The following is a 25141-nucleotide window of genomic DNA, read 5'->3' on the forward strand; positions in this document are numbered from 1 at the left end:
GAAGAGCTGACATGGACCTGCAGACGCTCTGGTTCGCCGCGGTCGCGGTGCTCTGGACCGGCTTCCTGCTGCTGGAGGGCTTCGACTTCGGGGTCGCCGCGCTGATCCCGGTGATCGGCCGCAAGCCCGCCGACCGGCACCTGATGCTGCGCAGCATCGGCCCGCTCTGGGACGGCAACGAGGTCTGGCTGATCACCGCGGCCGGCGCGGTCTTCGCCGCCTTCCCCGGCTGGTACGCCACCTGGCTGCCGGTGCTCTACCTGCCCTTCGTGCTGGTGCTGTTCGGGCTGATCATCCGGGCGGTGGCCTTCGAGTGGCGGCACTCGCACCACACCGCGCAGTGGGACAGCACCTGGACCCACGTGATCACCGCCGGCTCGCTGATCGCCGCCCTCGGCGTCGGTGCCGCCCTCGGTGGCACCACGCTGGGCCTGCCGATCGACGGCGACGGCATCCGGGTGGGCGGCGCCTTCGCCGGGGTCACCTGGTCGGCGCTGCTCGGCGGGGTCGCCCTGCTGGCCTGGTCGACGGTGCACGGCGCGGTGTTCCTGGCACTGAAGACCGACGGCCCGGTGCGGCTGGCCGCCCGCCGGTTCGCCGTCCGCTGGTCGCCGGTGGCCGCGCTGCCGCTGCTGGCCTGGGCCGGACTGGTGCACCTGCGGTCGGGCACGTTCGTCACCGGCGCGCTGTGGCTGGTCGCCGCGCTGGCGGTGCTGGTCGCCTGGACCCGGATCAGGGTCGACCGCGAGGGCCAGGCCTTCAGCGCCTGGGCGGTGGTCATGCTGGCCTCGGCCGCGACGATCTTCGGCGCCGTGTACCCGGTGGTCGTCGTCTCCTCGATCGACCCGGCGTTCTCCGTCACCATCGCCGAGGCCTCGGTCAGCGACTACACGCTGACGATCATGACCTGGGCGGCCGGGTTCGGGCTGCCGGTGGTGCTGGGCTACCAGGCCTGGACCTACTGGGTGTTCCGCAAGCGGCTCACCGCCGACCCGGGGACCCCGCACGCCCAGGAGCCGGTGCACGCATGACCTCCCCCCACCCCACGGGCCATGTTGGCCAACATGGCCGCTCGGACGGGACGGTCACGTCCCCCGCGCCCGGCCGTGTTGGCCAACATGGCCGGGCCGGGCGGGGGCCGCTGGGGGCGCTGGCGGGGGTGCCCGGGCTGACCGGGGCGCTGGTGCGGGCGGCGGTCGTCGCCCTGGTGCAGACCGCCGGGGTGGTCCTGCTGGCCGCGGGCCTGGCCCGCGCGGTCGCCGACGTCGCGGCCGGGACGACGCCCGGGACGGCGCTGCTGGTGGCCCTGGCCGGGGCCGCCGTCCGGGCGCTGGGCTCCTGGGCGGGCGGCGTGCTGGCCACCCGGGACGCCCGCCGGGCCGAGGACACCCTGCGCCGCCGACTGCTGGACCGGCTGCTGGCCGGCGAGGGCGAGGCGGTGACCGCCGCCGGTGGCAGCGGTCCGGCCGCGGTGCTGGCCACCACCCGGCTGCACGACCTCGGCCCGGCGCTGGCCACCTACCTGCCGGCGCTGGCCCAGACGATCGTCGTCCCGCCGGTGGTGCTGGTGGTCATCGGCGTCACCGACTGGCTCTCCGCGCTGCTCGTCGCGGTCACCCTGCCGCTGGTCCCGCTGTTCATGGCCCTGGTCGGGCTGCACACCCGGGACGAGACGGTCGAGGCCGCCCGGGCGCTGGACCGGATCGCCGGGCACGTCGCCGAGCTGGTCCGCGGGCTGCCGGTGCTGGTCGGCCTGGGCCGGGCCGCCGACCAGCTGGCCGCGCTCGCCGAGCTCGGTGAGTCCCACCGCCGGCGCACGCTGGCCACGCTGCGGATCGCCTTCCTGTCCTCGCTCGTGCTCGAGGTGCTCGCCACGCTGTCGGTCGCCCTGGTCGCGGTGACCGTCGGCATCCGGCTCGCCGACGGGACGATGAGCCTGGACGTCGGCCTGCTCGCCCTGCTGCTCGCTCCGGAGGCGTTCGCGCCACTGCGGGCGCTGGGGGCCGCACACCACGCCTCCGAGGACGCCGCCGAGGCCGCGGCGGCCGCCCGCGCGGTGCTCGCCACCCCGGCTACCCGCCCGGTGATCGCCGCCCCGCCGGCCGGTGAGCTGCGCGGGCTGACCGTCACCGGCCTGACCGTCGCCTTCCCCGGCCGCGGCGCGCCGGCGGTCGAGGGCCTCTCCTTCGCCGTCGAGCCCGGCGAGCTGGTCGCCCTGCGCGGGCCCAGCGGCTCGGGCAAGTCCAGCGTGCTCGCCGTCCTCGCCGGGCAGCTGCTGGACGGCGGCGCCGCGCGGGTGGACGGCGCGGTGCTGGCCCCGCCGGACGTCGCCGTCGTGCCGCAGTTCCCGCGGACCGTCGCCGACACCGTGCTCGACGAGCTCCGCCGGCATGCCGGGGAGGTGGCGGACGAGCGAGCCACCGACCTCGCCGACACCGCGCTGGACTGGGTGGACGCCGCACACCTGCGCGACCGGGAGTGCCGCACCCTCTCCCCCGGCGAGCTGCAGCGGGTCGCCCTGGCCCGGGCACTCGTCCGGGTCCAGCGGGGCGCCCGGGTGCTGCTGCTGGACGAGCCGACCGCCTCCCTCGACCCCGCCGCCACCGCCCGGGTCACCGAGCTGCTGGTGCGGCTGCGCGGCTCGCTGTGCACGGTGCTGGTCACCCACGAGCCGGCGCTGGCCGCCCTGGCCGACCGTGCCGTCGACCTGCCCGGCCGCACCGCCGTCCCGGCGCTGACCACCGTCCCCGGGCCCCCGCCCGCCCCGGCCGCTGCTGCCGCCGACCCCCTCCCCTCACCCGCCCAGCACGCCGAGGTCCCTCACCCGGCGCCGGTCGGGCTGTCGTGGCCGCGGCGGGCGGTGACCCGAGCCGTCGGCTACGGCGCCGCCTCCAGCGCCTTCGGTGTCGCGCTCACCGCGGTGTCGGGCTGGCTGATCGTCCGGGCCGCCGAGCAGCCGCCGATCCTCACTCTGATGGTCGCCATCGTGGCCGTGCGCGCCTCCGGGCTCGGCCGCGCGCTGCTGCGCTGGCTGGAGCGGCTGGCCAGCCACGACGCCGCGTTCCGGCTGGCGTCGGACACCCGGCTGCGGCTGTGGCGGGCGCTGATCGCCCAGGGACCGGCCGCCGACCGCACCCCCGGCCGGACGCTGGCCCGGCTGGTCGGGGACGTCGGGCTGCTGCAGGACCTCTCGGTCCGGGTGGTCACCCCGCCGCTGGTCTCCGGCGTGGTGCTCGCCGGGACCACCGGGGTGCTGGCCGTGCTCGACCCGCGGGCCGGTGCGCTCGTCGCAGCGGTGCTCGCCGTGGCGGTGCTCGCCGTCCTCGGGGTGCACCGGTGGGCCGACCGCGGGGTGGCCCGGACCGCCGCCGAGCTGCAGACGGTGACCCTGCGCGAGACCGCCGGGACGCTGGAGGCCGCCGGCGACCTGCGGGCGCACGGGCTGGCCACGGCGGCGGTCGACCGGCTCGACGCCCTGGGCCGCCGGCAGGGGCGGGCCGCCCGGGCCGGTGCCGCGGCGGCCGCGGCCGGCGACGCGATCGCGGTGCTGGCCTCCGGGTCGGCCGCCGTGCTGGGCCTGTGGGCCGGCGCCACCGCGGTGCGCGCCGGTGAGCTGAGCGCGCCGGTCGCCGCCGTCCTCGCGCTGGCCCCGCTGGCGCTGCTCGAGCCGCTCACCGCGCTGGGCGCCGCCCGGCGTCATCGGCTGGCCTGGGCCGACGCCCGGGCCCGGGTGTCAGCGGTGCTGGCCGAGCCGGTGGCCGCCGACCCCGCTCCGGCAGACCGGGTGGCCCCGCCGCGGCCGGTGCGGGAGCTGGCGACCGAGCACCTGACCGCCGGCTGGCCCGGCCGGCCCGGCGTGCTGCGGGACCTGGACCTGGTCGCCACCGCCGGCCGCGGCTGGCTGGTGGTCACCGGGCCGTCGGGGTCGGGCAAGTCGACGTTGCTGTCGGTGCTGATGGCCGCGCTGCGGCCGGCGTCGGGCGACCACGTGCTCGGCGACGGTGGCCGGCCGGTGCCGGTCGCCCGGCTCACCCGGGACGACGTGCAGGCGGCGATCGCCTGGTGCCCGCAGGACGCCCACGTCTTCGACGCCCCGCTGCGGGCCAACCTGGCGCTGGCCCGTCCTCGGGGCGAGCTGGCCGGCCCGGACGGGGAGCGGGCCATGCGGGTGGCGCTCACCGACGCCGGGCTCGGCCCGCTGCTGGCGGCGCTGCCGGCCGGCCTGGACACCCCGGTGGGCGCCGGCGGCACGTCGCTGTCCGGTGGCGAGCGGCGGCGGCTGGCCGTCGCCCGGGCGCTGCTCGCCGACCGCGAGGTGGTGCTGCTCGACGAGCCGACCGCGCACCTGGACCCGCCGACGGCGGCCGCGGTGGTGGCCGACCTGCGCCGGGGGCTGGCCGGGCGGCTGGTCGTCTGCGTCACCCACGACCGCGACCTCGCCGGCGCCGACGACACCGTGGTGGAGCTCGGCCGACCGACGGTGGCCGCCACGCGCTCGTGATCTCGTGACCCAGGTCACTCATCGGAGTGGCGTGGGTCACACGGTCGCTCACCTCGCCCGGTCGTGCTGCCGACGTCGTCAGGGACCGCCGCCTCGACGGCGGGCCGTCCCCGTCCGCAGGAGCGCCCATGTCCAGCCCCACGATCGGCAGCACCACCCCTCCCGCCTCGATCCTGCTGGTCGACGACGAGGTGGCGATCCTCGACGGCCTGCGGCGGCAGCTGCGCCGGGAGTACACCGTGCACACGGCGACCGGCGGTGCCGCCGCCCTCGAGGTGCTGGCCGCCGAACAGGTGACGGTCGTCGTCTCCGACATGCGGATGCCGGAGATGGACGGCGCCACCTTCCTGTCCAAGGTGCGCACCCGCCACCCCGACGTCGGCCGGATCCTGCTCACCGGGCAGGCCGACACCCAGGCCGCCATCGCGGCGGTCAACGAGGGCCACGTCTTCCGGTTCCTGACCAAGCCCTGCCCGCCGGAGACGCTGTTCGACGCCATCGGGTCCGCCGTGGAGATCAACCGGCTGGCCACCGCGGAGAAGGAGCTGATGGCCTCGACGCTGCGGCGCACGGTCGAGGCGTTCATCGCCACGCTCAGCCTGGCGCAGCCGGTGGCGTTCGCGAGGTCCCAGCGGATCACCCGCACCGCCACCGAGATCGCGGTGCAGCTGGAGCTGGAGGACGTCTGGGAGGTCGAGGTGGCCGCCATGCTCGGCGCCCTGGGCAGCGTGAGCCTGCCGGCGAGCGTCCAGGACAAGCTCGACGCGGGGCGGCCGCTGGACCCCGACGAGGCGGAGATGCAGGCCCGCGTCCCGCACCTGAGCCGGGACCTGGTCTCCGCCATCCCCCGGCTCGAGTCCGTCGGTCAGGCCATCGGCTGGCAGCGGGCCCGCTGGGACGGGGTCGGCAACGGCCCCGGCGTCCCCAGCGGCGAGGACCTGCCCGTCCTCACCCGCGTCCTCAAGGTCGCCGTCGACTTCGAGCAGGGGCGGGCCGCACGTCCCAACGTCCAGGACACCATCGCCGTCCTCCAGGCCGACACCGGTTCCTACGATCCGACGGTCCTGGCGGCCCTCGCGCGCTGCCACGGCGAGGACGGGCACGTCGAGGCGCCACGGACCGTGCAGATCGGCGACCTGCTCCCGGGCATGGTCGTCTTCGACGACATCCGGACGGCGGCGGGCGTGCTGCTGGTCGGCCGCGGCAACGTGGTCACCGCACAGCTGGTGCAGCGGCTGGAGAACTTCGCCGCCCGCGAGCCGCTGAGCGGCCCCATCCTGGTGACCGGCGGTGCGGCGTGACCACCTCGGGCGCCGCCGTGGCCAACGTCCTCGAGCTGGTGCCCCAGGGCCCGGTCCGGGCCCTGTTCGACGCCTCCGCCGACCCGATCTGGTCGGTCGACGCCGCGGGCATCTGCCACTACGCCAACCCGGCCACCGCGGAGCTGCTCGGCCACCCGGTGACCGAGCTGGTCGGGAGCCGGCTGCACGCGCTGGCGCACGAGCCGGGCGGGACGGCCTCGCCGGTGCCGATCGACGAGTGCAGCGCGTGCACGTCGGCGGGACGCGCGGAGGCCGAGGTGGTGCTGTGGCGCGCCGACGGCAGCCCGTTGACCGTGCGCCTCCGCACCCAGCCGGTGCTGGTCGACGGTCAGGTCGCCGGCGCCGTCAGCAAGCTCGTCGACTCGCCGCGCACGCAGGGCCGCGGCGACGAACCGGACAGCGTGCTCGCCACCACCGCGGACGCCTTCGTCGGCATGGACCCCGCCGGGACGATCAGCGCGTGGAACGCTGCCGCGGAGACACTGCTCGGATGGTCCGCGTCGGAGGCCATCGGGCAGCCGCTGCTGCAGACGATCGTGCCGCCGGACCTGTGGGACACCTACCGGATCGGGATCCAGACCCTGCGCACCGCCGATGACGCCGACCTGCCGACCGTCCCGGTCGCCATGCAGGCGAGGCACAAGGACGGTCGTCGCCTGGAGGTCGAGCTGACCGTGGGACGCGTCCAGCGGGCCGGGCAGTGGCACTTCCACTCCTTCCTCCGGGACGTCACCGAACGGCGGGCCGCGGAGGAGTCGCTGGCCCGCTCGGAGGCGCTGCACCGCCTGCTGGCCGAGAACAGTGGCGACCTGATCAGCCAGCACGGGCCCGACGGGGTGATCAGGTACGTCTCCCCCGCCGTGCTCGCCGTCCTGGGCCACCTCCCTGAGGCGCTGGTCGGCTGCGACGCGCTGGACCTGGTGCACCCCGACGACGTCGGCGCACTGATCGACCGGGAAGGCCGGTTCCGGGCGGATGCCGGACGCGGCGAGCTCACCTTCCGGCTGCGCCACCAGGAAGGCCACTGGGTCTGGGTGGAGGCGGTCTCCTCGGTGCTCCGGGACGCGGAGGGCGTCATCACGGAGATCCACATGTGCACCCGGGACATCACCGACCGCAAGGCGCGGGACGCCGAGGTGTACCGCGAGTCGAAGCTGGAGTCGCTGGGCCGGCTCTCCGCCGGGCTGGCGCACGAGATCAACACGCCCATCCAGTACGTGGGGGACAACGCCCGCTTCCTGGCCGGGGCCTTCGCCGACCTGATGAGCATGGTCGCCCTCTACCGGGAGCTGCTGGACGCCAACCAGGCCATGAGCTGGTGCGAACGGCAGGAGGCGATGCGGGCGGCCGAGGCCCGCCTCGAGGTCGACTACCTGCAGAGCGAGGTGCCCAGTGCCATCGAGCAGACGCTGCAGGGCATCGACCGGGTGGCCAACATAGTCCGGGCGATGAAGACGTTCAGCCACCCGGGGCACGCCGAGCACGTGCCCGCGGACCTCAACGAGGCACTGCGGGCCACGGTCACGGTGACCCGCCACCAGGTGAACCGGGTGGCGGAGCTGGACCTCGACCTCGGCGACCTGCCGCCGGTGCGCTGCAACATCGCCGACCTCAACCAGGTCTTCCTGAACCTGATCGTCAACGCCGCCGACGCGGTGGAGGAGACGGGCCGGCGCGGCCGCGTCGGGGTGACCAGCGCGATCGACGGCGACCAGGTGGTGATCCGGATCAGCGACACCGGCACGGGCATCCCCGACCACGTCCGGGCGAGGATCTTCGACCCCTTCTTCACCACCAAGGACGTCGGCCGGGGCACCGGGCAGGGACTGCCGCTGGCGCGCGCGGTGGTGCGGGAGGCACACGGCGGGACACTGACGGTGCGCTCGGAGCCCGGCGCAGGCAGCACCTTCACCGTCCGGCTCCCGATCAGCGGGCCGGCCAGCGCGGCGGCTGCCTGACGCCGCGCCCCTCCGCGGGCAGTCGGTGCACGGAGGGCGTCCGGCGCGCCGCCGCGCGTTCCGAGACCCTGTGGTCCGCTGCCTGTCGCCCGACCATGAGGGCGTGAGCCTGGCCGATCGCTTCGCCGCCGCCCTCGCCGCCGAGACGACGGGCGGGGACGACGACGGCCACCTGCTGCCCGAGCGGCTGGCCCGGGCCGTCACCCGGGTGCTGCCGGTGGACGGCGCCGGCCTCAGCGTGCAGCTGTCCCGGCTGGGCCGGTGCCCGCTCGGCGCGAGCCCCGCCGCGGCCGGGCGGGCGGAGCGGCTGCAGTTCACCGTCGGCAACGGGCCGTGCCTGCTGGCCGTCACCACCGGGCACCCGGTCTTCCTGGTCGCCGAGGACCTGCAGCGACGGTGGCCGGTCTTCGCCGAGCTGTTGCTGGAGCAGACGCCCTACCGGGGCGTGGTGTCGCTGCCGGTGCGGCACGCGCTAGCCGGCACCGGCGCGCTGGACCTGTTCCTGACCGACCCGCTGGGCGTCGCCCAGCTGGACGTCTTCGACGCCGTCGCCGTCGGGGACCTGGTCTCCGCGGCGCTCACCGACGCCGCGGTCTGGACGACGTGGTCGGAGGCCACGGGGCCGGACTGGCTGCACAGCCCGGCGGCGGAGCGGCGGGCCAGGGTCTGGCAGGCGGTCGGGCTGACCTCCGCCGCCCTGGACGTGGACGCCGCCGAGGCGCTGGCCGTGCTCCGGGCCCACGCCCACGGGGCCGGGCGCACCGTGGACTCGGTCGCCGCGGACCTGGTCAGCGGCCGGCTGGTGCCCGCCGACGTGATCGGTCGGCCCGGCGCAGGCTGAACAGCCGCGGTGATGGGGCACCCTGGCCTCATGGCGCAGCCCACGGTCGAGGAGTTCCTGGCCACCCTGGACCACCCGCGGGTGGCCGACGTCCGGCGGCTCCGCGCGGCGATCATGGCCTCGGACGCCGACCTGACCGAGCACGTGAAGTGGCGGGCCCCCAGCTTCTGCTCCAAGGGCGTGGACCGGGTGACCTTCCGGTTGTTCCCCGCCGACCACCTGCAGCTGGTCTTCCATCGCGGCGCGAAGCCGGAGGAGACCGCCGGCTTCGAGTTCGGTGACGACACCGGGCTGCTGCGCTGGGCCGACTCCGACCGGGCCGTGCTCACCCTCGGCGACTCCGCCGACGTGGCCGCCAAGGAGGCCGCGATCGTCGCGCTGGTGGAGCGCTGGGTGCGGGTCTGACCTGCGCGCGGACAATGCTCAGACCTGGTGGGGCGCTCCACTCGCGAGGCCGGGCACCAGTGGGCCCTCGCCGCGGCTGAGGGCGAGCAGGAGCTCTCGCACGTGCTCCAGGCGCGCGGGGTCGACCGAGCCCTCGTAGACACCGGAGACCGCGGCACCATCGGCCGCCGAGGTGATGAGCAGGACCCGCTGGGGGTCGAGACCGTCGGCCACGAAGGCCTCTCGCCAGCGGAGGGCATCGGCCCGCAGCAGATCGGGGACACCCGGCACGGCGGCCAGGGCGGTGGACAGGACGATGTGCTCGGGGACCACCTGCTCGGGGCGCAGGTCGTCGAACACCGCGCGGACGTAGGCGCGGACCAGCCGGCCCGGCCCGTGGTCGGCGAGGTCGACGGCGGCGTCCACCGCGGCGGCGAACTGCGCCAGCAGGTCCTCGGCGAGCGCGACCAGCAACTGCTCACGGGACCGAAAGTGGTGCAGGAGCCCGCTCTTGGACACTCCGGCGTGCCGGGCGATGACGTCGAGGCTGACGCCCACCCCCTGCGCCGCGACGAGCTCGGCCGCGGCGTCCAGCACCAGCCGACGGGTCCTGGCGGTGTCACGCACGGGAGCCGACATCGGTCCTCCTCAGTCGCGGGCGCCGCCTCGTCGGCAGCGGTGGAGGTCACATGATGCTAGCCGACCATATGGTCTGTCCTGCCGACCATATGGTCGGTAACCTGATCGCATGAGCCCACTGCCGTCGGAAGACCACGTCACCTCGCCCGTCGCAGTGCCACGCGCCGGCCTCCGGGCGTGGGCGGCGGTGGCTGCGCTCACGCTGGCGGTGACCCTGCTGGCGGTCGACGGCACCGTGCTCGCCCTCGCCGCACCGGCGCTCACCGCCGACCTCGCGCCCACCGCTGCGCAGCTGCTCTGGATCGGCGACGCCTACTCCTTCGCCCTCGCCGGGCTGCTGATCACCATGGGCACGCTCGCCGACCGGATCGGGCGCCGCCGTCTGCTGCTGATCGGCGTCACCGGCTTCGGGCTGGCATCCCTCCTCGCCGCGTTCGCGCCCAGCGCCGGCTGGCTGATCGCCGCACGGGTGCTGCTGGGCGTCGCCGGCGCGACCTTGATGCCCTCGACGCTGTCGATCGTCCGCAACCTCTTCCCCGACGCCCGCCAGCGCACCCGGGCCATCGCCGTGTGGGCGGCAGGCAGCTCCGGCGGGGCCGCCCTCGGCCCGCTGGTCGGTGGCGCGCTGCTCGAGCACTTCTGGTGGGGGTCGGTCTTCCTGATCAACCTGCCGGTCATGGTGGTGGTGCTCGTCGCGGTCGCACTGGTCGTCCCGGAGTCCCGCAACCCCCGACCCGGCCGGTTCGACCTGCTGAGCGCTGGACTGTCGGTGCTCGCGATCGTGTCGGTGGTGTGGGCGGTCAAGCACACCGCACAGGCCGGCGCCGACCTCGCCGGCGCCGCCACCGCCGCCCTCGGCCTGGCCGGTGGGGTGGCGTTCGTCCGGCGGCAGCGGCGGCTGCCGAGCCCCCTGGTGGACGTCGGCCTGTTCGCCCGGCCGGCGTTCAGTGGCACCCTGCTCTCCAGCCTCATCGCCGTCTTCGCCTTCAGCGGCCTGCTCTTCTTCTTCTCGCAGTACCTCCAGCTGGTGCAGGGCTGGTCGCCGTTCCAGGCGGGTCTGCGCGAGCTGCCGCTGACCATCGCCGCCGTCCTGGTGGTCGCGGTCGTCTCCCCGCTGCTGACCCGGCTGGGCATGGGGCGCACGCTGGGGCTGTCGCTCCTGGTGGCCGCGGTCGGCCTGGGCGTGCTGGCGGTCGCCGAGGGCAGCTCGGGATACGGCGGCCTGGCCCTGGGGCTGGTGATCGTCGGCCTGGGCATCGGCGTCACCTTCACCGCCGCCACCGACGCAGTGCTGGGGGTCGTGCCGCCAGAGCGCGCCGGTGCGGCGTCGGCGCTGTCGGAGATGTCCTACGAGCTCGGCATCGCGCTGGGCATCGCCCTGCTGGGCACCACGCACACGCTGCTGTACCGCGCGGCGCTGCCCGAGCTGCCCGGCACCACGGACGCCGTCCGGGAGTCACTGGCGACCGCGGCCGCCACCGTGCCCGACGTCGAGGTGCTGGCCGCTGCCCGCGAGGCGTTCAGCTCGGCCATGCAGGTGACCTCGGCGATCGCCGCCGTCCTGCTGGTCGTGGCCGGCGTCATCGCGTGGCGGCTCGTCCCCTCCACGCGCCTCCGGCCGGCCCCGCCGTCCTGAGGGCTCAGTCGCAGGCCGGCCCGACCGGCACGTCGACCTGTATCTCCGCGCCCAGCTGGGCGTCGACCAGCGGCAGGTCGTCGCCGGACCAGAAGCTGCCCGGGTCGTAGGCGTTGAGCGGCCGGTCCTTGGGCAGCAGGCCCATCGCGGTGTAGGTGGTGGCGACCAGCTCGGCGCAGAAGATCGTGTCGTTCGTCTGGTGCCGGCGCAGCTTGCCGTTGACCCAGCCGTGCGCCAGGTGCCGGGTGGTCGGGAACGGCTTGCCGTCCAGCCGGGCGATGGTGCGCAGCACGGCGTCCTCCATCTCCCGGGTCACCCCGCCGTCGTCGGCCGGGCCGACCAGCTGCCGCAGCCAGGCCTGCTGCCCGTACCGCTTCTTCCACACGCAGACGGCGTCGGACAGGTCGTGCAGCTGGACGCCGCGCTGGTGCCGGCCGGACCACACGTCGGCCAGCGAGTGCCCCAGCTCGGCGTGCCAGAGCAACGGCGGCAGGTCGTCGAGGACGACGGCCATCCCGACGTGGTTCACCGGGGCGTTGGTGAACGTCTGGATCGCCCGGTCGGCCAGCGAGGCGCCGCGGAACACCCAGACGTCACCGGTCCGGGTCAGCTCGACGGCCTCGTGCAGCGACAACACACGACCGGAGGTGCGGGACACCGCACGAGAGTGAGCCACACCACTACCGTAACGGCTCATGCGCCCCTCGAAGCTGCTCGGAGTCGCCGGGATCGTCGGCGTGGCCGCGACCGGCGCCGTCCTGGTCCGCCACGAACGCCACCGCCGGGCCTACTCCGCCGAGGAGGTGCGGGCCCGGCTGCAGGGCCGGGTGGCCGAGGTCGCCGTCGCCGACGCCGACCCGGACATGGTCCCGGACTGGCCGGCGGAGGTGCAGCGCCCCAAGCGCCACCCGCTGGAGGCGCTGCTCAGCTCGGTGATGAGGATCGGCCCCCTCCGCCGCTTCTGAGCCTGGCCCCCGCCCGTTGCGGGACCCTCACCCCGCGCCGGGTGGCAGGGCCGCACCCTCGTCCTTGAGGACGACCCCGGAGGCGCCGAGCTGGCGGGAGGCCTGGAGCAGCGCCACCAGGGTGTCGGCCGCCTGCGCGTAGCCGAGCCCGTGCGGGGGGCGGACGTTGGAGATGCAGTTGCGCTCGGAGTCCGCCCGCCCCGGCCGCGGGCCGTGGGTCAGGTACAGGCCGAGGCTGTCGGCGGAGCTGAGCCCCGGCCGCTCCCCCACTGCGACGACGACGATCCCGGCGTCCAGCGCCTCACCGACCGGGTCACCCAGGGCCACCCGGGCCTGGTGGGCGAGCACCAGCGGTGCGACCGACCAGCCGGGGAGCCGGTCCAGCACCGCGGCCACCGTGCCGGCGGCGTGCTCGTGGACCGCGCGCGGGGACAGCCCGTCGGCGACCACCAGCGCCAGGTCGTGTGGTCCACCGGGCAGCCGCGTGCCCTGGGCCAGCTGCCGGCCGAGGTCCGGGCGCTGCAGGTAGGTCGTGCGGTCCGGCGCCCGGCTGTGCACCTCGAGCACCTCGAGTCCGACACCTGCCACGGCGAGCGCCGTGCGCACCCGGTCGGCGTCCAGTGCGGTGTGCACCGCGTCCCGGGCGGCCGCGTGCGCCGCCCGGAACTCCAGCTCACGCGACGTCGGCAGCCCGTCGCCGGCCCGGCCCAGCGCCACCCGCGCCCGGGTCGCGTCCCGCAGCACCGCCCACGGGTCGGCGTTCCGGCCATGTTCGCCAACATGGCCGTAGTGGGCCGACGGCCGGTCCGCCGTGTTCTGGCCATGTTGGCCAACATGGCCGTTGGGGGTGGTCATCGGGCGGCGGCGAGGAGGGCGCGGGCAGCCGGGGCGTCGGGGGTCAGCTCGCGCACCCGGCCGGCGTTGTCGAGCAGGTCCATCCGGGCCAGCCACGCCTCGAACTCCGGCGCGGGGCGCAGGTCCAGCACCGAGCGGGCGGTGAGCACGTCGGTGAACGACAGCGACTGGTAGTGCAGCATCACGTCGTCCGAGCCCGGGACGGCGATGACGAACGCGCAGCCCGCCGCCCCCAGCAGCAGGGTGAGGACGTCGGTGTCGTCGCCGTCGACGTCGGTGTGGTTGGTGTAGCAGACGTCCACGCCCATCGGCAGGCCGAGCAGCTTGCCGCAGAAGTGGTCCTCCAGCCCGGCCCGGATCACCTGCTTGCCGTCGTAGAGGTACTCCGGGCCGATGAACCCGACGACGGTGTTGACCAGCAGCGGGTCGAAGTGCCGGGCGACCCCGTAGGCGCGGCACTCCAGCGTCTGCTGGTCGACCGGCCCGTCGACGCCGTGGTGCGCGTCGGCCGACAGCGCCGAGCCCTGCCCGGTCTCGAAGTAGGTGACGTTGCTGCCGACCGTGCCCCGGCCCAGCTCCAGCGCGCCGGCGCGGGCCTCGGTGAGCAGGTCGAGGGTGACGCCGAAGCCCCGGTTGCCCGCCTGGGTGCCGGCCACCGACTGGAAGACCAGGTCGACCGGCGCCCCGGCCTCCAGCGCTCGCAGCGTGGTGGTCACGTGCGCCAGCACGCAGGACTGGGTCGGGATCTCGTAGCGGCTGATCACCGCGTCGACCAGCTCCAGCAGCGCGATCGTCTGCGCCGGGTTGTCGGTGGCCGGGTTGATCCCGATGACGGCGTCCCCGCTGCCGTGCAGCAGGCCGTCCAGGATCGAGGCGGTCACCCCGACGGCGTCGTCCGTGGGGTGGTTGGGCTGCAGCCGGGACGCCAGCCGGCCGGGCAGCCCCAGGGTGCCGCGCAGGCCGGTGACCACGCGGGTCCGGCGGGCGACGGCGACCAGGTCGGCGTTGCGCATCAGCTTGGAGACCGCGGCGACCATCTCCGGGGTGAGGCCGCGGGCCAGCGCGGAGATCGCCGCCTCGTCGCGCTCGGCGGCGCGGGCCAGCAGCCAGTCGCGGAACTCCCCCACCGTCAGCGAGGCGACCGGGGCGAAGGCGGCCGGGTCGTGGGTGTCCAGGATCAGCCGCGTGACGTCGTCCTCGTCGTAGCCGACCACCTGCTCGGTGAGGAAGGTGGCCAGCGGGACGTCGGCGAGCACGTGCTGCGCGGCCACCCGCTGGGCCTGCGACTCCGCGGCGACCCCGGCGAGCACGTCCCCGGAGCGGGCCGGGGTGGCCTTGGCCAGCAGGTCGGTCAGCGAACCGAACTCGTGGGTGTGACCGCCCAGCGTCGCGCGGCGGACGGTCACCGGACGTCCTCCTCGGCGGCGGCCAGCAGCGCGAACTCCTCCTCGGGAGCGGAGGCGACCAGGTGGTGCCGGCTGTACAGGGCGAACCAGGCGATGAACACGCCGTAGGCGGCGAGCGTCCAGCCGGCGGCGACCGGGTCGACCAGGAAGGTCGCCAGCACCGCCGCGGCGGCGAGCACCAGGGCGACGCCGGTGGTGACCGTGCCACCGGGCGTGCGGTACGGCCGGGGCAGGGCGGGCTCGCGACGGCGCAGCACGATGTGGCTGACCATCATCAGCACGTAGGAGACGGTGGCCCCGAAGACGGCCATGTTGAGCAACATGGCCCCCTGGCCGGTCAGCGAGAGGGCGAAGCCGATCGCGCCGGGCACCAGCAGCGCCAGCACCGGCGCCTTGCGGGAGTTGGTCACCGACAGGGCGCGGGGCAGGTAGCCGGCGCGGGAGAGCGCGAACGTCTGCCGGGAGTAGGCGTAGATGATCGAGAAGAAGCTGGCGACCAGGCCGACCAGCCCGGCGTAGTTGATCACCGTGGTGAGCCCGCCGGAGGCCCCGGCGACCTCGAGCGCCTCCACCGGCGGGTTGCCGCTGGCCGACATCGCCTCCGAGCCGCCGGCCCCGGCGGTGAACACCAGCATCAGCACCGCGAGCACCAGCAGCAGGCCCATCGCGGCGACGATCCCGCGCGGCATCGACCGGGCGGGGTCGCGGGCCTCCTCCGAGGCCAGCGGCACGCACTCCACCGCCAGGAAGAACCAGATGGCGAACGGGAAGGCCGCCCAGATGCCCATGAGCCCGAACGGCAGGAACTCCGAGGCACCGGCGGCCTCGGTCGGCGCGATGTCGGTGAGGTTGGCCCCGTCGAACGCCGGCACCGCCCCGACCAGGTAGAGCACCAGCCCGGCCACCGCGACGGCGGCGATCACCAGCATCACCTTGAGCGCCTCACCGACGCCCAGCAGGTGGATGCCGATGAACAGGGCGTAGGCGGCGAGGTACACCCACCAGCCGTCGGTGATGCCGAACAGACCGAGCGACTCGACGTAGGCGCCGATGAAGGTGGCGATCGCGGCCGGGGCGATGGCGTACTCGATGAGCACCGCCACCCCGGTCGCGTAGCCGCCCCACGGGCCCAGCGCCCGGCGGGCGAAGGTGTAGCCGCCCCCGGCGGTCGGCAGCGCCGAGCCGAGCTCGGCCAGGCCGAAGACCATCGCCGAGTACATGACCGCCATGAGGACGACGGCGATGAGCAGCCCGCCGAAGCCGCCCTCGGCCAGACCGAAGTTCCAGCCGGCGTAGTCCCCGGAGATCACCGCGGCGACGCCGAGGCCGGCCAGCAGCACCCAGCCGGCGGTGCCCCCGCGCAGCTGCCGCCTCTCCAGGTAGCCGGCGTCGACCGCCTCCGCCTCCACCCCCCGGCCCGGTCCGTGCGCTGTTCGGGCGGTTGCGGGCTCGACGGTCATCTGGCGGTCCTCCGGCTCGGCACCCCACGGATCAGGTGCGGGCCAGCGTGTTCCCCTCGCTGCCGCCGGTCAACGGGGTGGGACGTCTCGGAACACGGTGTTCACACCCGGCCCGCAGCTCCCCGGCCGGCTGCCCGGTCAGACCTCCAGCAGCTGCAGGTCGCGCACGTAGGTGCCCGCCCCGCTGCGCACCCGGGTCACCGCCGGGCGCACCGCCGCACCCATCGGGCGCAGCACGACCGCGACCGGCCGGCGGCCGAAGAGCACCGGCTGCGCCCAGCCGGCGGGCAGCGCCGGACGACGGATCGACTCGCCGTCGATCCCGCACACCAGCACCGCGGCCAGCACCGCCGCCAGCGCGACCGTGCCCAGCGCGGCGGGCAGCCCGGCGTGCTCGGCCAGGAAGCCGATCACGGGCGGGCCACCGAGCAGGCCGGTGTAGCCCACCGTGGTCGACAGCGCGACCCCCGAGGGCCCACCGAGCGCACCGGCCCGGGCGATGGCCAGCGGGAAGACGTTGGCCAGCCCCAGCCCGACCAGCACGAAACCGCCCAGCGCGACCGGCAGGGAGGACGTGGTCACCGCCGCCAGCGCGCCGGCCGCGGCGACCAGCGCGCCACCGACCAGCAGCCGGCGCTCGCCCACGGCCAGCACCAGCCGTCCGCCGGCCAGCCGGCCGACGGCCATCGCCGAGGAGAAGCCGGCGTAGCCGGCCGCCGCCAGCGCCGGAGCCGCGGACAGCTGCTCGCGCAGGTGCAGGGCGCCCCAGTCGCTGAGCGCACCCTCGCCGTAGGCCGTGGCGCCGGCCACGGCACCCAGCAGCACCAGGACGGCGGTCGGTCGCGCGGCGCGATCGGCCGGGGTGACCAGGGGCAGCGGCTCGGTCGCGTCCGGGGCGGCGTCGGCACCGACCAGGACCGGCCCGGCCCAGGCCATGACGGCCAGCCCGAGGACGGCGACCAGGGCCAGGTGCAGGCCCACCCCGACCGCGGCCGAGGCCAGCCCGCCGACCAGCGCGCCGAGCAGGCCCCCGGCGCTGAACGCGGCGTGCAGCCCGGACAACAGCGGCCGGCCGGCGCGGCCCTCCACCTGCACGCCGACGCTGTTGGCCGCCACGTTGACCGCGCCGGTGGCGGCGCCGAACACCAGCAGGGCTGCGCACAGCCCGGCCACGGAGGTGGTCAGGCCGGGGAGCACCGCGCAGCCGCTGGCCGCGACACCGGCGAGCGCGGCCACCCGGCCGGTGCCGATCCGCCGGCAGAGCACGCCGGTGGCCTGCATGCAGACCAGCGCGCCCAGGGAGAGGCAGAGCAGGGCGACGCCCAGCGCGGTGTGACCGGCGCCGGTCGCGACGCTGACGTCGGGGACGCGGGCCGCCCAGCTGCCGAAGACGAAGCCGTCCAGGCCGAAGAGCACGGCGACGGCCAGGCGCAGCCGGTCCAGCGACGGCGGCGTCCGGACGGCCGCGGTGCGGGCACGGGGGAAGACAGAGATGACCATGGGGACCTTCACGGGAGGAGACGCGCGGCACCGCAGTGCGGCGCGGCGGGGGTCGGAGAGCACACGACCTCGGGCGCTGCACTCCACGGTGCCAGCCGAACGTGGGTCGGTGCCGTCCAACGGGTGTCCGGAGAGCGTGAGTGTGCGCACGTCGGGGCCTCCCCAGGCGTCCGCCGTCACCTGCGCCCCGGCGGTTGCCGCGACGGCGCGGTGGGCACGGTCACGTCATGACCGGGACCTTCACCCGCGGGTTGCTCGCCGGCGCCGCCGGCACCACCGCGCTCAACGCCGTCACCCACCTCGACCGGGCCCTGCGTGGCCGGCCGGCCAGCAGCGTGCCGGAGCAGACCGTGGACGCACTCGCCGAGGTCACCGGTCGGCAGGTCCCCGGCAAGGGCACGGTCCGGGACGCCCGGCGCAGCGGTCTGGGCGCGCTGTCCGGCATCGCCAACGGGGTGGGCCTGGGCGTGCTGTCGAGCCTGGCCCGCTCGGCCGGCGTCCAGATGCCCTTCCCCGTGGGCGCGGTGGTCAAGGGGGCCCTGTCGATGGCCGCCACCGACGTGCCGGTCGCCGCACTGGGGGTGAGCGACCCGCGCCGCTGGTCCCGCGAGGACTGGCTCACCGACGCCGTCCCGCACCTGGCCTACGGCGCCACCGTGCAGGCGGTCGTGTCCGGCCTGCCCACGGCAGAGGAGCGGGTGCTGCCCCGTCAGAAGGCGCGCTCCGGCCTGGTCGCCCGCTCGCTGCTGCTGGGCGTCGCGGCCGGCGGCCGGAGCTCGCTGGGCCTGGCCGGTCCCACCCTCACCGCCACGGACACCGGCGTGGCCAAGAAGCTCGCGTCGCTGGCCTCCCTCGGCGGCGAGCTCTACGGCGACAAGCAGCCCGGTGTCCCCGACCGCACCAGCCCGGCCGCGCTGCCGGCCCGGCTGGCCAGCGGCGCCGGCGGCGCGGTGCTGCTCGCCCGCCGGCAGGGGGCCAACGCCGCGTGGCCGGTGGTGGCCGGCATCGCCGGCTCCGCCGCCGGCTCGTTCGGCGGACGGAACTGGCGCCGCTGGGCCGACGGCCGGCTGCCCGACTGGCAGGCCGGCGTCATCGAGGACGCCGCCGCCGTCGTCCTGGCCCTCGCCGCGTGCCTGCCCGGCCGGCGACGGTCCACCCGGTTGGGCACCGTCCGGCTCTTCGACTGACCGCTCAGGCCATCCAGCAGGTACCGCGGCGCCGGCCGGCCACGGTCGGGTGGCCCGCGCCGCGGCTCACGCCGCCCAGCCGGGGTCGCGGCCGGTGAGGCCGAGCGCTCGGTCGAAGGCTGTCGAGCCGGCCGGCACCGACACCTCGGGGCCGTACCAGCCGCCGTCCCGGCCCAGCTGCGCCAGCGGCACCACCGCGTCGAGCGTCGCCTCGCCGAGCGGGGCCGGGACGTCGTAGGCCGCGCCGATCGCCCGCGCCAGGTCCCAGCCGTGCAGCACGAACTCCGCCAGCATCAGCGGACCGACCACCTCCGCGGGCATCGGCGTGGTGCCCATCAGGGTCTCGCCCTGCCACGCCGCGGGGTCGGCCCAGGCATCGGCCGCGGTGTCCAGCTCGACAGGGACGGCGGCCGCCCACCGCTCCACCGGCAGGCCGTCCAGGAACGGCGCCGGGGTGAGGCTGTTCGGGTCGTGCTCCAGCGGCATGCCGGTCGCCGACCGCTGGGAGAGGACGGCCGCCCACGCCAGGTGGTCGAGCAGCGCACGGACGTCGAGGTCGCGGCACGGTGTCGGCGCGGTCAGCTGCTCGGGGCGGACGGCGGTCAGCACGGTGGACGCCAGCCCGGCGGCGGCGCGCACGGCCGCGGGCGGGTGGAGGGGCTCGGTCACCCGTCCAGCCTGCCCTGCCCAGGACCGGACGCCGACCGGAGGTTCAGCGCGGCGGGGCGTCGAGCGCCTGCAGCAGCCACCCGGGGCCGGTCACGGCGGCGCCGGCCGGGAGGCGGTCCCGCAGCCCCCGGTCGGCGGTGACGACCAGCAGGTCGTCGTCCCCGTCGATGAGGTCGGCGGCGGTCGCCGCGAGCGCGTCGTCCCCGCTGCCCGGGGCCCGGACGACCCGCAGGCCGGCTGGCGCGTCGACGTCCTGGGCCTGCCCCTCGACCACGGCGACCAGCGCGGTGACCGGTACCGGGGCACCGTCGGGGCCGGGCAGCTCGCGCCCGGGCAGGGCGGTGAGCTGGTGGAGCAGCCGGGCGGTGGCGCCGGCCCGGTCACGCCACCAGCCGTCGGGCCGGGAGCCGACGACGTTGGCGACGTCCACCAGGACGACGGTCATCGGGTCAGCGGCGGCGTGCGGCGGCCAGCGCGGCCGTGCCGGCGGCGAAGACGAGGCCGACCACGGCCAGCCAGAACAGGCCCTTGACGACGAACCCGATCACGCTGACCGCGATCCAGAGGACGAACAGGACGAGCAACAGGAGCAGGAAGGGACGCACCGCCCAACCGTAGGCCGTGATCAGCTGCCCTCGGAGGCGCCCAGCCGCCAGTAGCCCATGAAGGCCACCGACGTGCGCGGGACGCCGAGGTCGCGGACCAGCCGCCGGCGGAGCAGCTTGACCATCCCCGCCTCCCCGGCCAGCCAGGCGTAGCAGCCGTCGGCGCCGGCCTCGGGGACCTCCCAGAGGAGGCCGCCGTCGAGGTCGACGTCCTCGGGCTCCTGGCCGGGGGTGCGGGCGGCGATGCCGAGCTCGCACAGCGCGGCGTGCACGGCGGGGCCCAGCGCCTCCCCGCGGGCGCGACCACCACGGACCAGCCAGCGGACCTCGACCCCGGGGGCGACGTCGAGGCTGAGCACGTCACCGGCCTCGGGGACCTCGAGCACGGCCATCGTGCGGCGGCCGGCCGGCAGCGCCTCGAGGATCGCGCTGATCGCCGGGACGGCGGTCTCGTCACCGGCGAGGAACAGGGTGCCATCGGCGGGCGGGGCCCACTCCACGCCCCAGGCGCGGCCACTGGCCGCGTGCGGGGGCATCGACCGGTCGGGGCCGAGGAGCACCATCGGGTCGCCGGGGACGGCGGTGGCCGCCCAGGTGGCGGCGGGCCCGGAGTGGCCGTCTGCCACGCCGTGCAGCACGACGTCGACGTCGATCTCGCCGAGCTGCGGGCGGGCGGCACGCACGGTGTAGGTGCGCAGGTGCGGGCGGCGGTCGTCGGGCAGGGCGCAGTACTCCTGGTACCAGCCGGGCCCGTCGGTGAGCAGGTCGGCAACGGGCGCCCCGTCGCGGGAGAGCACCAGCTTGATCCGCTGGTCGGCGCCGCCGACGCCGAAGCCGGTCAGCTCGGGGCCGCTGAGGGTCAGCCGCAGGAAGCTCGGGCTGATCCGCTGCACGCGGGCTACGGTGGTGCGGAAGAACCGGTAGTCGGGAGCGGCGACCGGCTGCTGGACCACCGGTTGCGGCTGGGCCTCTTCGAGGACTGCCGTACCGGCCCGTGCGGTCACCGCCGTGGTCATCGCTGCTCCTGCGCTCGTCGAGACCGGCTCATGCGCAACCGGACGTTGGTGAGGCTAGCCTAACCAAGCCGCCCAGGGGAACACCCAGGCCCGAACTCGCAGCCGACCACGCTCACCGCGCCGACAGCTCCCGGCCCAGCGCCGCGCAGATCGCGTCGGCCACGGCGTCCGGCTCCTCGTGCTCCCAGAACCGGAGAACCCGCCACCCCTGCGCGGTGAGGACTGCGTCGGTGCGCCGGTCGCGGCGGACGTTCGCGGCCAGCTTCTCGGCCCACCACGCCGCGTTCGCGTGCGGCTGGTGCCCGCAGCTCGGGCAGCTGTGCCAGAAGCAGCCGTCGATGAAGACGATCAGCCGCCGCCCCTTCCAGACCAGATCGCCCCGTGCGCGGGTCTCCTGGCAGGGCCGCACGTCGACGCGGTAGCGCACCCCGCGGGCGTGCAGCCGGCGCCGGACGGCGAGCTCGGGCGCGGTGTCCCGGCGGCCCTGCCGGCGGAAGCGGGACCGCACCGCCACCGAGGAGGCAGCCGGAGAGCGCCGCAGGTCGACGTCTCCGACGCCCCTCGACTGTTCGTCCGCGACGACCGGGCTGTGCCCATCGAGCGGCTCAGGTGGACGGCTGAGCGACGCCGGGGAGCCCACCGTCATGCGCCGGCGGGGACGCGGGCGTGCTCGGTGGCGATCTCGACCAGCCGGCACAGACCGTTCACCAGCCGGAGCTGCTCGGGCGTCTGCACCGGGGAGGTCAGCAGCGCCGGGCTGCCGACCAGGTAGGCGACGGTCTTGGCCCGGGAGAGGGCGACGTTGAGCCGGTGCCGGTCGAGCAGGAAGTCCAGCCGCCGGGGCACGTGCGCGCCGCTGGAGGCGGCCAGGCTGAAGACGGCCACCGCGGCCTCCCGGCCCTGGAACTTGTCGACCGTGCCGACCTCCACCTCCCCCAGGCCCACGGCGGCCAGTGCACTGCGCACCTGGTTGACCTGGGCGTTGTACGGGGTCACCACCAGCACGTCGGCCGGGGTCATCACCCGCTCCCCCGCGCCGGTGCGCCAGCTGCGCCCGACCAGGTCTGCCACCAGCGCGGCGACGACCGCGGCCTCCTCCGGCGAGGCCGACCCGTTGCCCTCGTGCGGCACCGGGACCCAGCCGACCCCGGCCGGCGCCGCCCAGCGGACGGGCACGTCGAGGGCGTTGCCGGCGGTGACCGGAGCCGGCTGCAGCTCCCCGCGGTAGGACAGTTCTGACACGACCCGGCACAGCGCCGGCGCCATCCGCCAGCTGCGGTCGAGGAACACGCCCCGGTCGGCGGTGAGCACCTCGGCATCGCCGAGCACGTGCTGCAACGCCGAGACGTCGGCGCCGTCGGGGTGGATGCCCCGGCCCGGCTGGCGCAGCTGCTGCGGGTCGCCGAGCAGGACCAGGCTGGTCGCGGCCCGGCTCACCGCCAGGGTGTTGGCCAGGGACAGCTGGCCGGCCTCGTCGACCACCAGCACGTCCAGCCGGCCGGCCAGCTCCGGGCGGGCGAACAGCCACGAGGTGCCGGCGACCAGGTCGACGTCCCCGCCGTCGAGCGCGTCGACGACGTGGGCGTTGGCGGTCACGCAGCGCACGTCGGCGTCCCGGCAGCGCTGCAGCTCGTCGGCCTTCTGCAGCGCCCGGACCGGCACCCCCGCCTCCCGCGCGGCGGCCATCACCGCATCCAGCAGGTTGCCGATCACCTTGTGGCTGGAGGCGGTGACGCCGACCCGCTTCCCGGCGCGCACCAGGTCGACCACGGCGCGCGCCCCGGTGTAGGTCTTGCCCGCGCCGGGCGGGCCCTGCACCGCGAGCACCCCTCCGTCGAGCAACCCGGCCAGCCGGCGCGCGGCGGCCGCGGACTCCTCGCCGGCCTCCCGCTGCGGCGCCCCGTCGAGCAGCCGCGGTGGCCGGCGCAGCAGCAGGTCGCGCGCGGCGCGGAACGGCCCCGGCGCGTCGATCCCGCTGCCGGCCACCTGCTCGCCGAGGTCGGCCAGCGCGGCCCGGAACAGCGCGTCGCTGGGTGGTGAGCTGGGCAGCAGGCCGGTCGGGTGCTCCAGCGAGGCGGCCGTGCCGCGGGCCAGCACCACCCAGCCGGCGGTGGCGTCGACGTCCACGACCGTGCTGGACAGCCGCTTGCCGTCGGCGCCGGGCAGCAGGTGCTCGTAACGGCTGCCGGCGGACACCTTGGTCTCCTGCGGCGGGAACGTGTAGCGCCAGTGCACCGACCGCCCCTGCGCCCCGACCAGCTGGGCGCCCTCCAGCGGCCCGAGCGCGGCGGTCTCCCGCTCCAGCTCCTCGGCGGACAGGTCGCGGAGCCGGAAGTACTCCCACCAGGCCGCCCGGGCCTCGCGGGCATGCCAGCCCAGCTGCTGGGCCAGCAACCAGGTCGCCTGCTGCTCGGGGGTGCGGTCGACGTCGGGCAGCCCAGCGGTGAGCCGCTGCTCCAGCTCCTCGCGGAGCACCTGGGCCGCGGCGTTCTCCGCGGAGCCGTCGGGGTCGCCGTCCTCCGGCCGCCCCAGGCGCGCACCCGAGGCGAGCAGCTCGGTGCGCCGGGCCTCCAGCCAGTCGCGCAGCTCCCGGGTGGAGACGCAGTCGTCGCGGTTGTAGGCCTCGATCTGGTCCAGCAGCGCCTGGTCGCGGGTGGTCAGCCAGCGCTCGAAGGCGACGATGCTCTCCCCGGCGTCGGAGACGTCGGCCCCGTGCGCCCGGGTGTGGCCGCGGTAGTAGTCCTCCACCTGCTTGATGGAGTACGACTCCTTGCTCAGCCGCAGCCCCTGACGCACCACCGCGTAGAGGTCGACGAGCACGTCGGCGCGCAGCAGCCGGTCGACCTCGGCCTCCCGGGTCTGCAGCCGGGCGGAGAGCGTCTTCAGCCTGGTCGGCTCGTAGGGCGCGTAGTGGAAGACGTGCATCGCCGGGTCGGCAGCGTGGGCGGCGGTCAGGTGGTCGACCAGCTGCTCGAACGCCGTGCGCTCGGCGGCCGACTGGTCGACAGCGGCCGGGTCGCAGCCCCAAAAGGCGGTGAACTCCCCGGCGGTGTCCAGGACACCCCAGAGGTACTCCAGCCCCGCGTCGCCGGCGAACGGGTCGCCCTCGATGTCGAAGAACAGGTCACCGGCGCTCGGTGGGGGCAGCAGTTCGAAGCCCCGCCCGGCCTCGCGCTGCAGGAACTCGTAGGAGGGCGTACCGGTGGCCCGCTCCGTCACCTGCAGCCGCGCCTGCTGGGTCAGCCGCTCGCGCGAGGACCGGCCGATCGGCTCGGGCAGCTCGTCGGGCAGCCGGGCGGCCAGCGCGGTGACGGTCGGGATGCCGGCTCCGACGAGGGCGGTGGCGTGGTCGCGGCGCATGAAGGCGACCAGCGAGAGCGAGTCCTCCGCGCGCCAGCGCTCGGTGCAGGTCTCCCGCCACGGGCAGACGCCGCAGTGCGCGTTCGGATAGGGCGGGGCCAGCTCACCGTCAGCCAGCCGGTCGAGGAACCGGCTGCGCGCCGCGCGGGTGTAGGCCTCGGCGTCGGCGTACCGGAACACCAGCTCCTGCTGGTCGCCGGTGACCACGGTCAGCAGCTCGGGCGGCACGCCCTGCAACCCGGCCAGCAGGTCGCCGTAGAGGGCCATCTGCAGCAGCGCCGGCACCTTGATCCGCCGGGCGAGCTTGGTGTCGGCGACGTCGTAGGCCCAGTCGCCGAGGTCGCTGACCCGGTCGGTGCGCTTGAGCAGGAAGTCGGCGTGCCCCCGCCACCGGCCGTCGAAGAAGGTGGCCTGGTAGACCACGTCGGCGCCGGCCCGCATCGCGGCGAGCGTCTCGGCCTGGGCGCGGACCAGCCCGGCGGCGTCCTTGCCCGCCGGCCCGGCGATCTCCACGACCGTGAGCCCGCGGTCGCGCAGCCGCTGGACGTGCCGCTCCTCGTGCGCCATGCCGTGCGCGGCGACCAGCTCGGTCATCGGGTCGACCGCCGGTGGCCGGCTCCGCTCGCCGCGGGCCACCTCCACCGACAGCCGGGTGAGGTGCTCGCACTCCAGGAAGCCGGTCAGGTCGCTGGCGCTGACCACCAGCGCGCCGTCGGACTGGTACACCGGTTCCTCCGTCCCGTCCTCCGGCGGAGGACCGGGGCCGACCGTACGGTCGGGGTACGACGGTCTGCGACGGCAGCACACCCGTTGACGACAGCCCTACGGGGGGCGACC

The 25141-nt window shown here is 75.8% G+C and carries 21 protein-coding genes; 9 read left to right on the forward strand and 12 right to left on the reverse strand.

The features are described 5' to 3' along the window. The first annotated feature begins 11 nt into the window (after positions 1-11). From cydB to HLA93_RS15345, 6 genes are all read left to right on the forward strand, one after another. Positions 12-1031: a cytochrome d ubiquinol oxidase subunit II gene (gene cydB, locus HLA93_RS15320; RefSeq protein WP_222195289.1), complete on the forward strand. Its 1020-nt coding sequence runs from the start codon at positions 12-14 to the stop codon at positions 1029-1031. Next, positions 1028-4501 (forward strand): thiol reductant ABC exporter subunit CydC, encoded by a 3474-nt coding sequence (gene cydC, locus HLA93_RS15325; protein ID WP_222195290.1) that lies wholly within the window; start codon positions 1028-1030, stop codon positions 4499-4501. Before cydB ends, cydC begins: the two co-directional genes overlap by 4 nt. A 128-nt stretch (positions 4502-4629) precedes the next feature. Next, positions 4630-5802 carry an HD domain-containing phosphohydrolase gene (locus HLA93_RS15330; protein WP_222195291.1) on the forward strand — a complete coding sequence of 391 codons (1173 nt, stop codon included), beginning with the start codon at positions 4630-4632 and terminating at the stop codon, positions 5800-5802. After that, positions 5799-7781 carry a PAS domain-containing sensor histidine kinase gene (locus tag HLA93_RS15335; RefSeq protein ID WP_222195292.1) on the forward strand — a complete coding sequence of 661 codons (1983 nt, stop codon included), beginning with the start codon at positions 5799-5801 and terminating at the stop codon, positions 7779-7781. The genes HLA93_RS15330 and HLA93_RS15335 overlap by 4 nt, the downstream gene beginning before the upstream one ends. Before the next feature lie 103 nt (positions 7782-7884). Then, on the forward strand, positions 7885-8622 hold the full coding sequence (locus HLA93_RS15340; RefSeq protein ID WP_222195293.1) for an ANTAR domain-containing protein: 738 nt from the start codon (positions 7885-7887) through the stop codon (positions 8620-8622). Positions 8623-8652: 30 nt separating this feature from the next. Further along, positions 8653-9027: a DUF1801 domain-containing protein gene (locus tag HLA93_RS15345; protein WP_222195294.1), complete on the forward strand. Its 375-nt coding sequence runs from the start codon at positions 8653-8655 to the stop codon at positions 9025-9027. Positions 9028-9045: 18 nt separating this feature from the next. Here HLA93_RS15345 and HLA93_RS15350 read toward each other — a convergent pair whose 3' ends face one another. After that, positions 9046-9645 carry a TetR/AcrR family transcriptional regulator gene (locus tag HLA93_RS15350; RefSeq protein WP_222195295.1) on the reverse strand — a complete coding sequence of 200 codons (600 nt, stop codon included), beginning with the start codon at positions 9643-9645 and terminating at the stop codon, positions 9046-9048. Positions 9646-9754: 109 nt separating this feature from the next. Here HLA93_RS15350 and HLA93_RS15355 point away from each other — a divergent pair, with 109 nt between their 5' ends. After that, positions 9755-11281, forward strand: coding sequence for an MFS transporter (locus tag HLA93_RS15355; RefSeq protein WP_222195296.1), 1527 nt, complete (start codon positions 9755-9757; stop codon positions 11279-11281). Positions 11282-11285: 4 nt separating this feature from the next. Here the strand turns inward: HLA93_RS15355 and HLA93_RS15360 are convergent, their stop codons facing one another. After that, complete coding sequence (locus tag HLA93_RS15360) at positions 11286-11939, reverse strand: hypothetical protein (protein ID WP_308128164.1); 654 nt, start codon at positions 11937-11939, stop codon at positions 11286-11288. Positions 11940-11976: 37 nt separating this feature from the next. On the opposite strand from HLA93_RS15360, the gene HLA93_RS15365 reads away from it, so the two are divergent. Continuing rightward, complete coding sequence (locus HLA93_RS15365; protein ID WP_222195297.1) at positions 11977-12246, forward strand: hypothetical protein; 270 nt, start codon at positions 11977-11979, stop codon at positions 12244-12246. A 27-nt stretch (positions 12247-12273) separates the two neighbouring features. On the opposite strand, the gene eutC is transcribed toward HLA93_RS15365, so the two are convergent. The 4 genes from eutC to HLA93_RS15385 all read right to left on the reverse strand — a co-directional run bounded on the left by eutC (position 12274) and on the right by HLA93_RS15385 (position 17467). Beyond that, complete coding sequence (eutC, locus tag HLA93_RS15370) at positions 12274-13101, reverse strand: ethanolamine ammonia-lyase subunit EutC (protein WP_222195298.1); 828 nt, start codon at positions 13099-13101, stop codon at positions 12274-12276. Next, positions 13098-14507 (reverse strand): ethanolamine ammonia-lyase subunit EutB, encoded by a 1410-nt coding sequence (locus HLA93_RS15375; RefSeq protein ID WP_222195299.1) that lies wholly within the window; start codon positions 14505-14507, stop codon positions 13098-13100. Before HLA93_RS15375 ends, eutC begins: the two co-directional genes overlap by 4 nt. Continuing rightward, positions 14504-15967 carry an ethanolamine permease gene (gene eat / locus HLA93_RS15380; RefSeq protein WP_222195300.1) on the reverse strand — a complete coding sequence of 488 codons (1464 nt, stop codon included), beginning with the start codon at positions 15965-15967 and terminating at the stop codon, positions 14504-14506. Before eat ends, HLA93_RS15375 begins: the two co-directional genes overlap by 4 nt. 138 nt (positions 15968-16105) lie before the next feature. Further along, on the reverse strand, positions 16106-17467 hold the full coding sequence (locus HLA93_RS15385; RefSeq protein WP_246626802.1) for an MFS transporter: 1362 nt from the start codon (positions 17465-17467) through the stop codon (positions 16106-16108). A gap of 227 nt (positions 17468-17694) precedes the next feature. Here HLA93_RS15385 and HLA93_RS15390 point away from each other — a divergent pair, with 227 nt between their 5' ends. Next, positions 17695-18654: a hypothetical protein gene (locus tag HLA93_RS15390; RefSeq protein WP_222195301.1), complete on the forward strand. Its 960-nt coding sequence runs from the start codon at positions 17695-17697 to the stop codon at positions 18652-18654. A 66-nt stretch (positions 18655-18720) separates the two neighbouring features. On the opposite strand, the gene HLA93_RS15395 is transcribed toward HLA93_RS15390, so the two are convergent. The 6 genes from HLA93_RS15395 to HLA93_RS15420 all read right to left on the reverse strand — a co-directional run bounded on the left by HLA93_RS15395 (position 18721) and on the right by HLA93_RS15420 (position 25030). After that, positions 18721-19323, reverse strand: coding sequence for a TIGR03086 family metal-binding protein (locus tag HLA93_RS15395; protein WP_308128165.1), 603 nt, complete (start codon positions 19321-19323; stop codon positions 18721-18723). A 43-nt stretch (positions 19324-19366) separates the two neighbouring features. Continuing rightward, positions 19367-19768, reverse strand: coding sequence for a hypothetical protein (locus HLA93_RS15400; protein WP_222195302.1), 402 nt, complete (start codon positions 19766-19768; stop codon positions 19367-19369). Between the two features lie 4 nt (positions 19769-19772). Then, complete coding sequence (locus HLA93_RS15405; RefSeq protein WP_222195526.1) at positions 19773-19928, reverse strand: hypothetical protein; 156 nt, start codon at positions 19926-19928, stop codon at positions 19773-19775. A gap of 20 nt (positions 19929-19948) precedes the next feature. Continuing rightward, complete coding sequence (locus HLA93_RS15410) at positions 19949-20944, reverse strand: siderophore-interacting protein (protein ID WP_222195303.1); 996 nt, start codon at positions 20942-20944, stop codon at positions 19949-19951. Positions 20945-21056: 112 nt separating this feature from the next. Beyond that, a complete protein-coding gene (locus HLA93_RS15415) occupies positions 21057-21590 on the reverse strand; it encodes a very short patch repair endonuclease (protein WP_222195304.1) in 534 nt (177 codons plus the stop codon). After that, positions 21587-25030, reverse strand: a complete 3444-nt coding sequence (locus HLA93_RS15420; RefSeq protein ID WP_222195305.1) for a TM0106 family RecB-like putative nuclease — start codon at positions 25028-25030, stop codon at positions 21587-21589. The genes HLA93_RS15415 and HLA93_RS15420 overlap by 4 nt, the downstream gene beginning before the upstream one ends. Positions 25031-25141 lie beyond the last annotated feature (111 nt).

This window comes from Modestobacter italicus (genome assembly GCF_019799965.1).
Taxonomy (GTDB): Bacteria; Actinomycetota; Actinomycetes; order Mycobacteriales; family Geodermatophilaceae; genus Modestobacter; species Modestobacter italicus_A.

Coding starts and splice junctions, on each gene's coding strand:
- cydB (WP_222195289.1), top strand. CDS start 12: ATGGACCTGCAGACGCTCTGGTTCGCCGCGGTCGCGGTGCTCTGGACC.
- cydC (WP_222195290.1), top strand. CDS start 1,028: ATGACCTCCCCCCACCCCACGGGCCATGTTGGCCAACATGGCCGCTCG.
- HLA93_RS15330 (WP_222195291.1), top strand. CDS start 4,630: ATGTCCAGCCCCACGATCGGCAGCACCACCCCTCCCGCCTCGATCCTG.
- HLA93_RS15345 (WP_222195294.1), top strand. CDS start 8,653: ATGGCGCAGCCCACGGTCGAGGAGTTCCTGGCCACCCTGGACCACCCG.
- HLA93_RS15350 (WP_222195295.1), bottom strand. CDS start 9,645: ATGTCGGCTCCCGTGCGTGACACCGCCAGGACCCGTCGGCTGGTGCTG.
- HLA93_RS15355 (WP_222195296.1), top strand. CDS start 9,755: ATGAGCCCACTGCCGTCGGAAGACCACGTCACCTCGCCCGTCGCAGTG.
- HLA93_RS15365 (WP_222195297.1), top strand. CDS start 11,977: ATGCGCCCCTCGAAGCTGCTCGGAGTCGCCGGGATCGTCGGCGTGGCC.
- eutC (WP_222195298.1), bottom strand. CDS start 13,101: ATGACCACCCCCAACGGCCATGTTGGCCAACATGGCCAGAACACGGCG.
- eat (WP_222195300.1), bottom strand. CDS start 15,967: ATGACCGTCGAGCCCGCAACCGCCCGAACAGCGCACGGACCGGGCCGG.
- HLA93_RS15385 (WP_246626802.1), bottom strand. CDS start 17,467: ATGGTCATCTCTGTCTTCCCCCGTGCCCGCACCGCGGCCGTCCGGACG.
- HLA93_RS15390 (WP_222195301.1), top strand. CDS start 17,695: ATGACCGGGACCTTCACCCGCGGGTTGCTCGCCGGCGCCGCCGGCACC.
- HLA93_RS15400 (WP_222195302.1), bottom strand. CDS start 19,768: ATGACCGTCGTCCTGGTGGACGTCGCCAACGTCGTCGGCTCCCGGCCC.
- HLA93_RS15410 (WP_222195303.1), bottom strand. CDS start 20,944: ATGACCACGGCGGTGACCGCACGGGCCGGTACGGCAGTCCTCGAAGAG.
- HLA93_RS15415 (WP_222195304.1), bottom strand. CDS start 21,590: ATGACGGTGGGCTCCCCGGCGTCGCTCAGCCGTCCACCTGAGCCGCTC.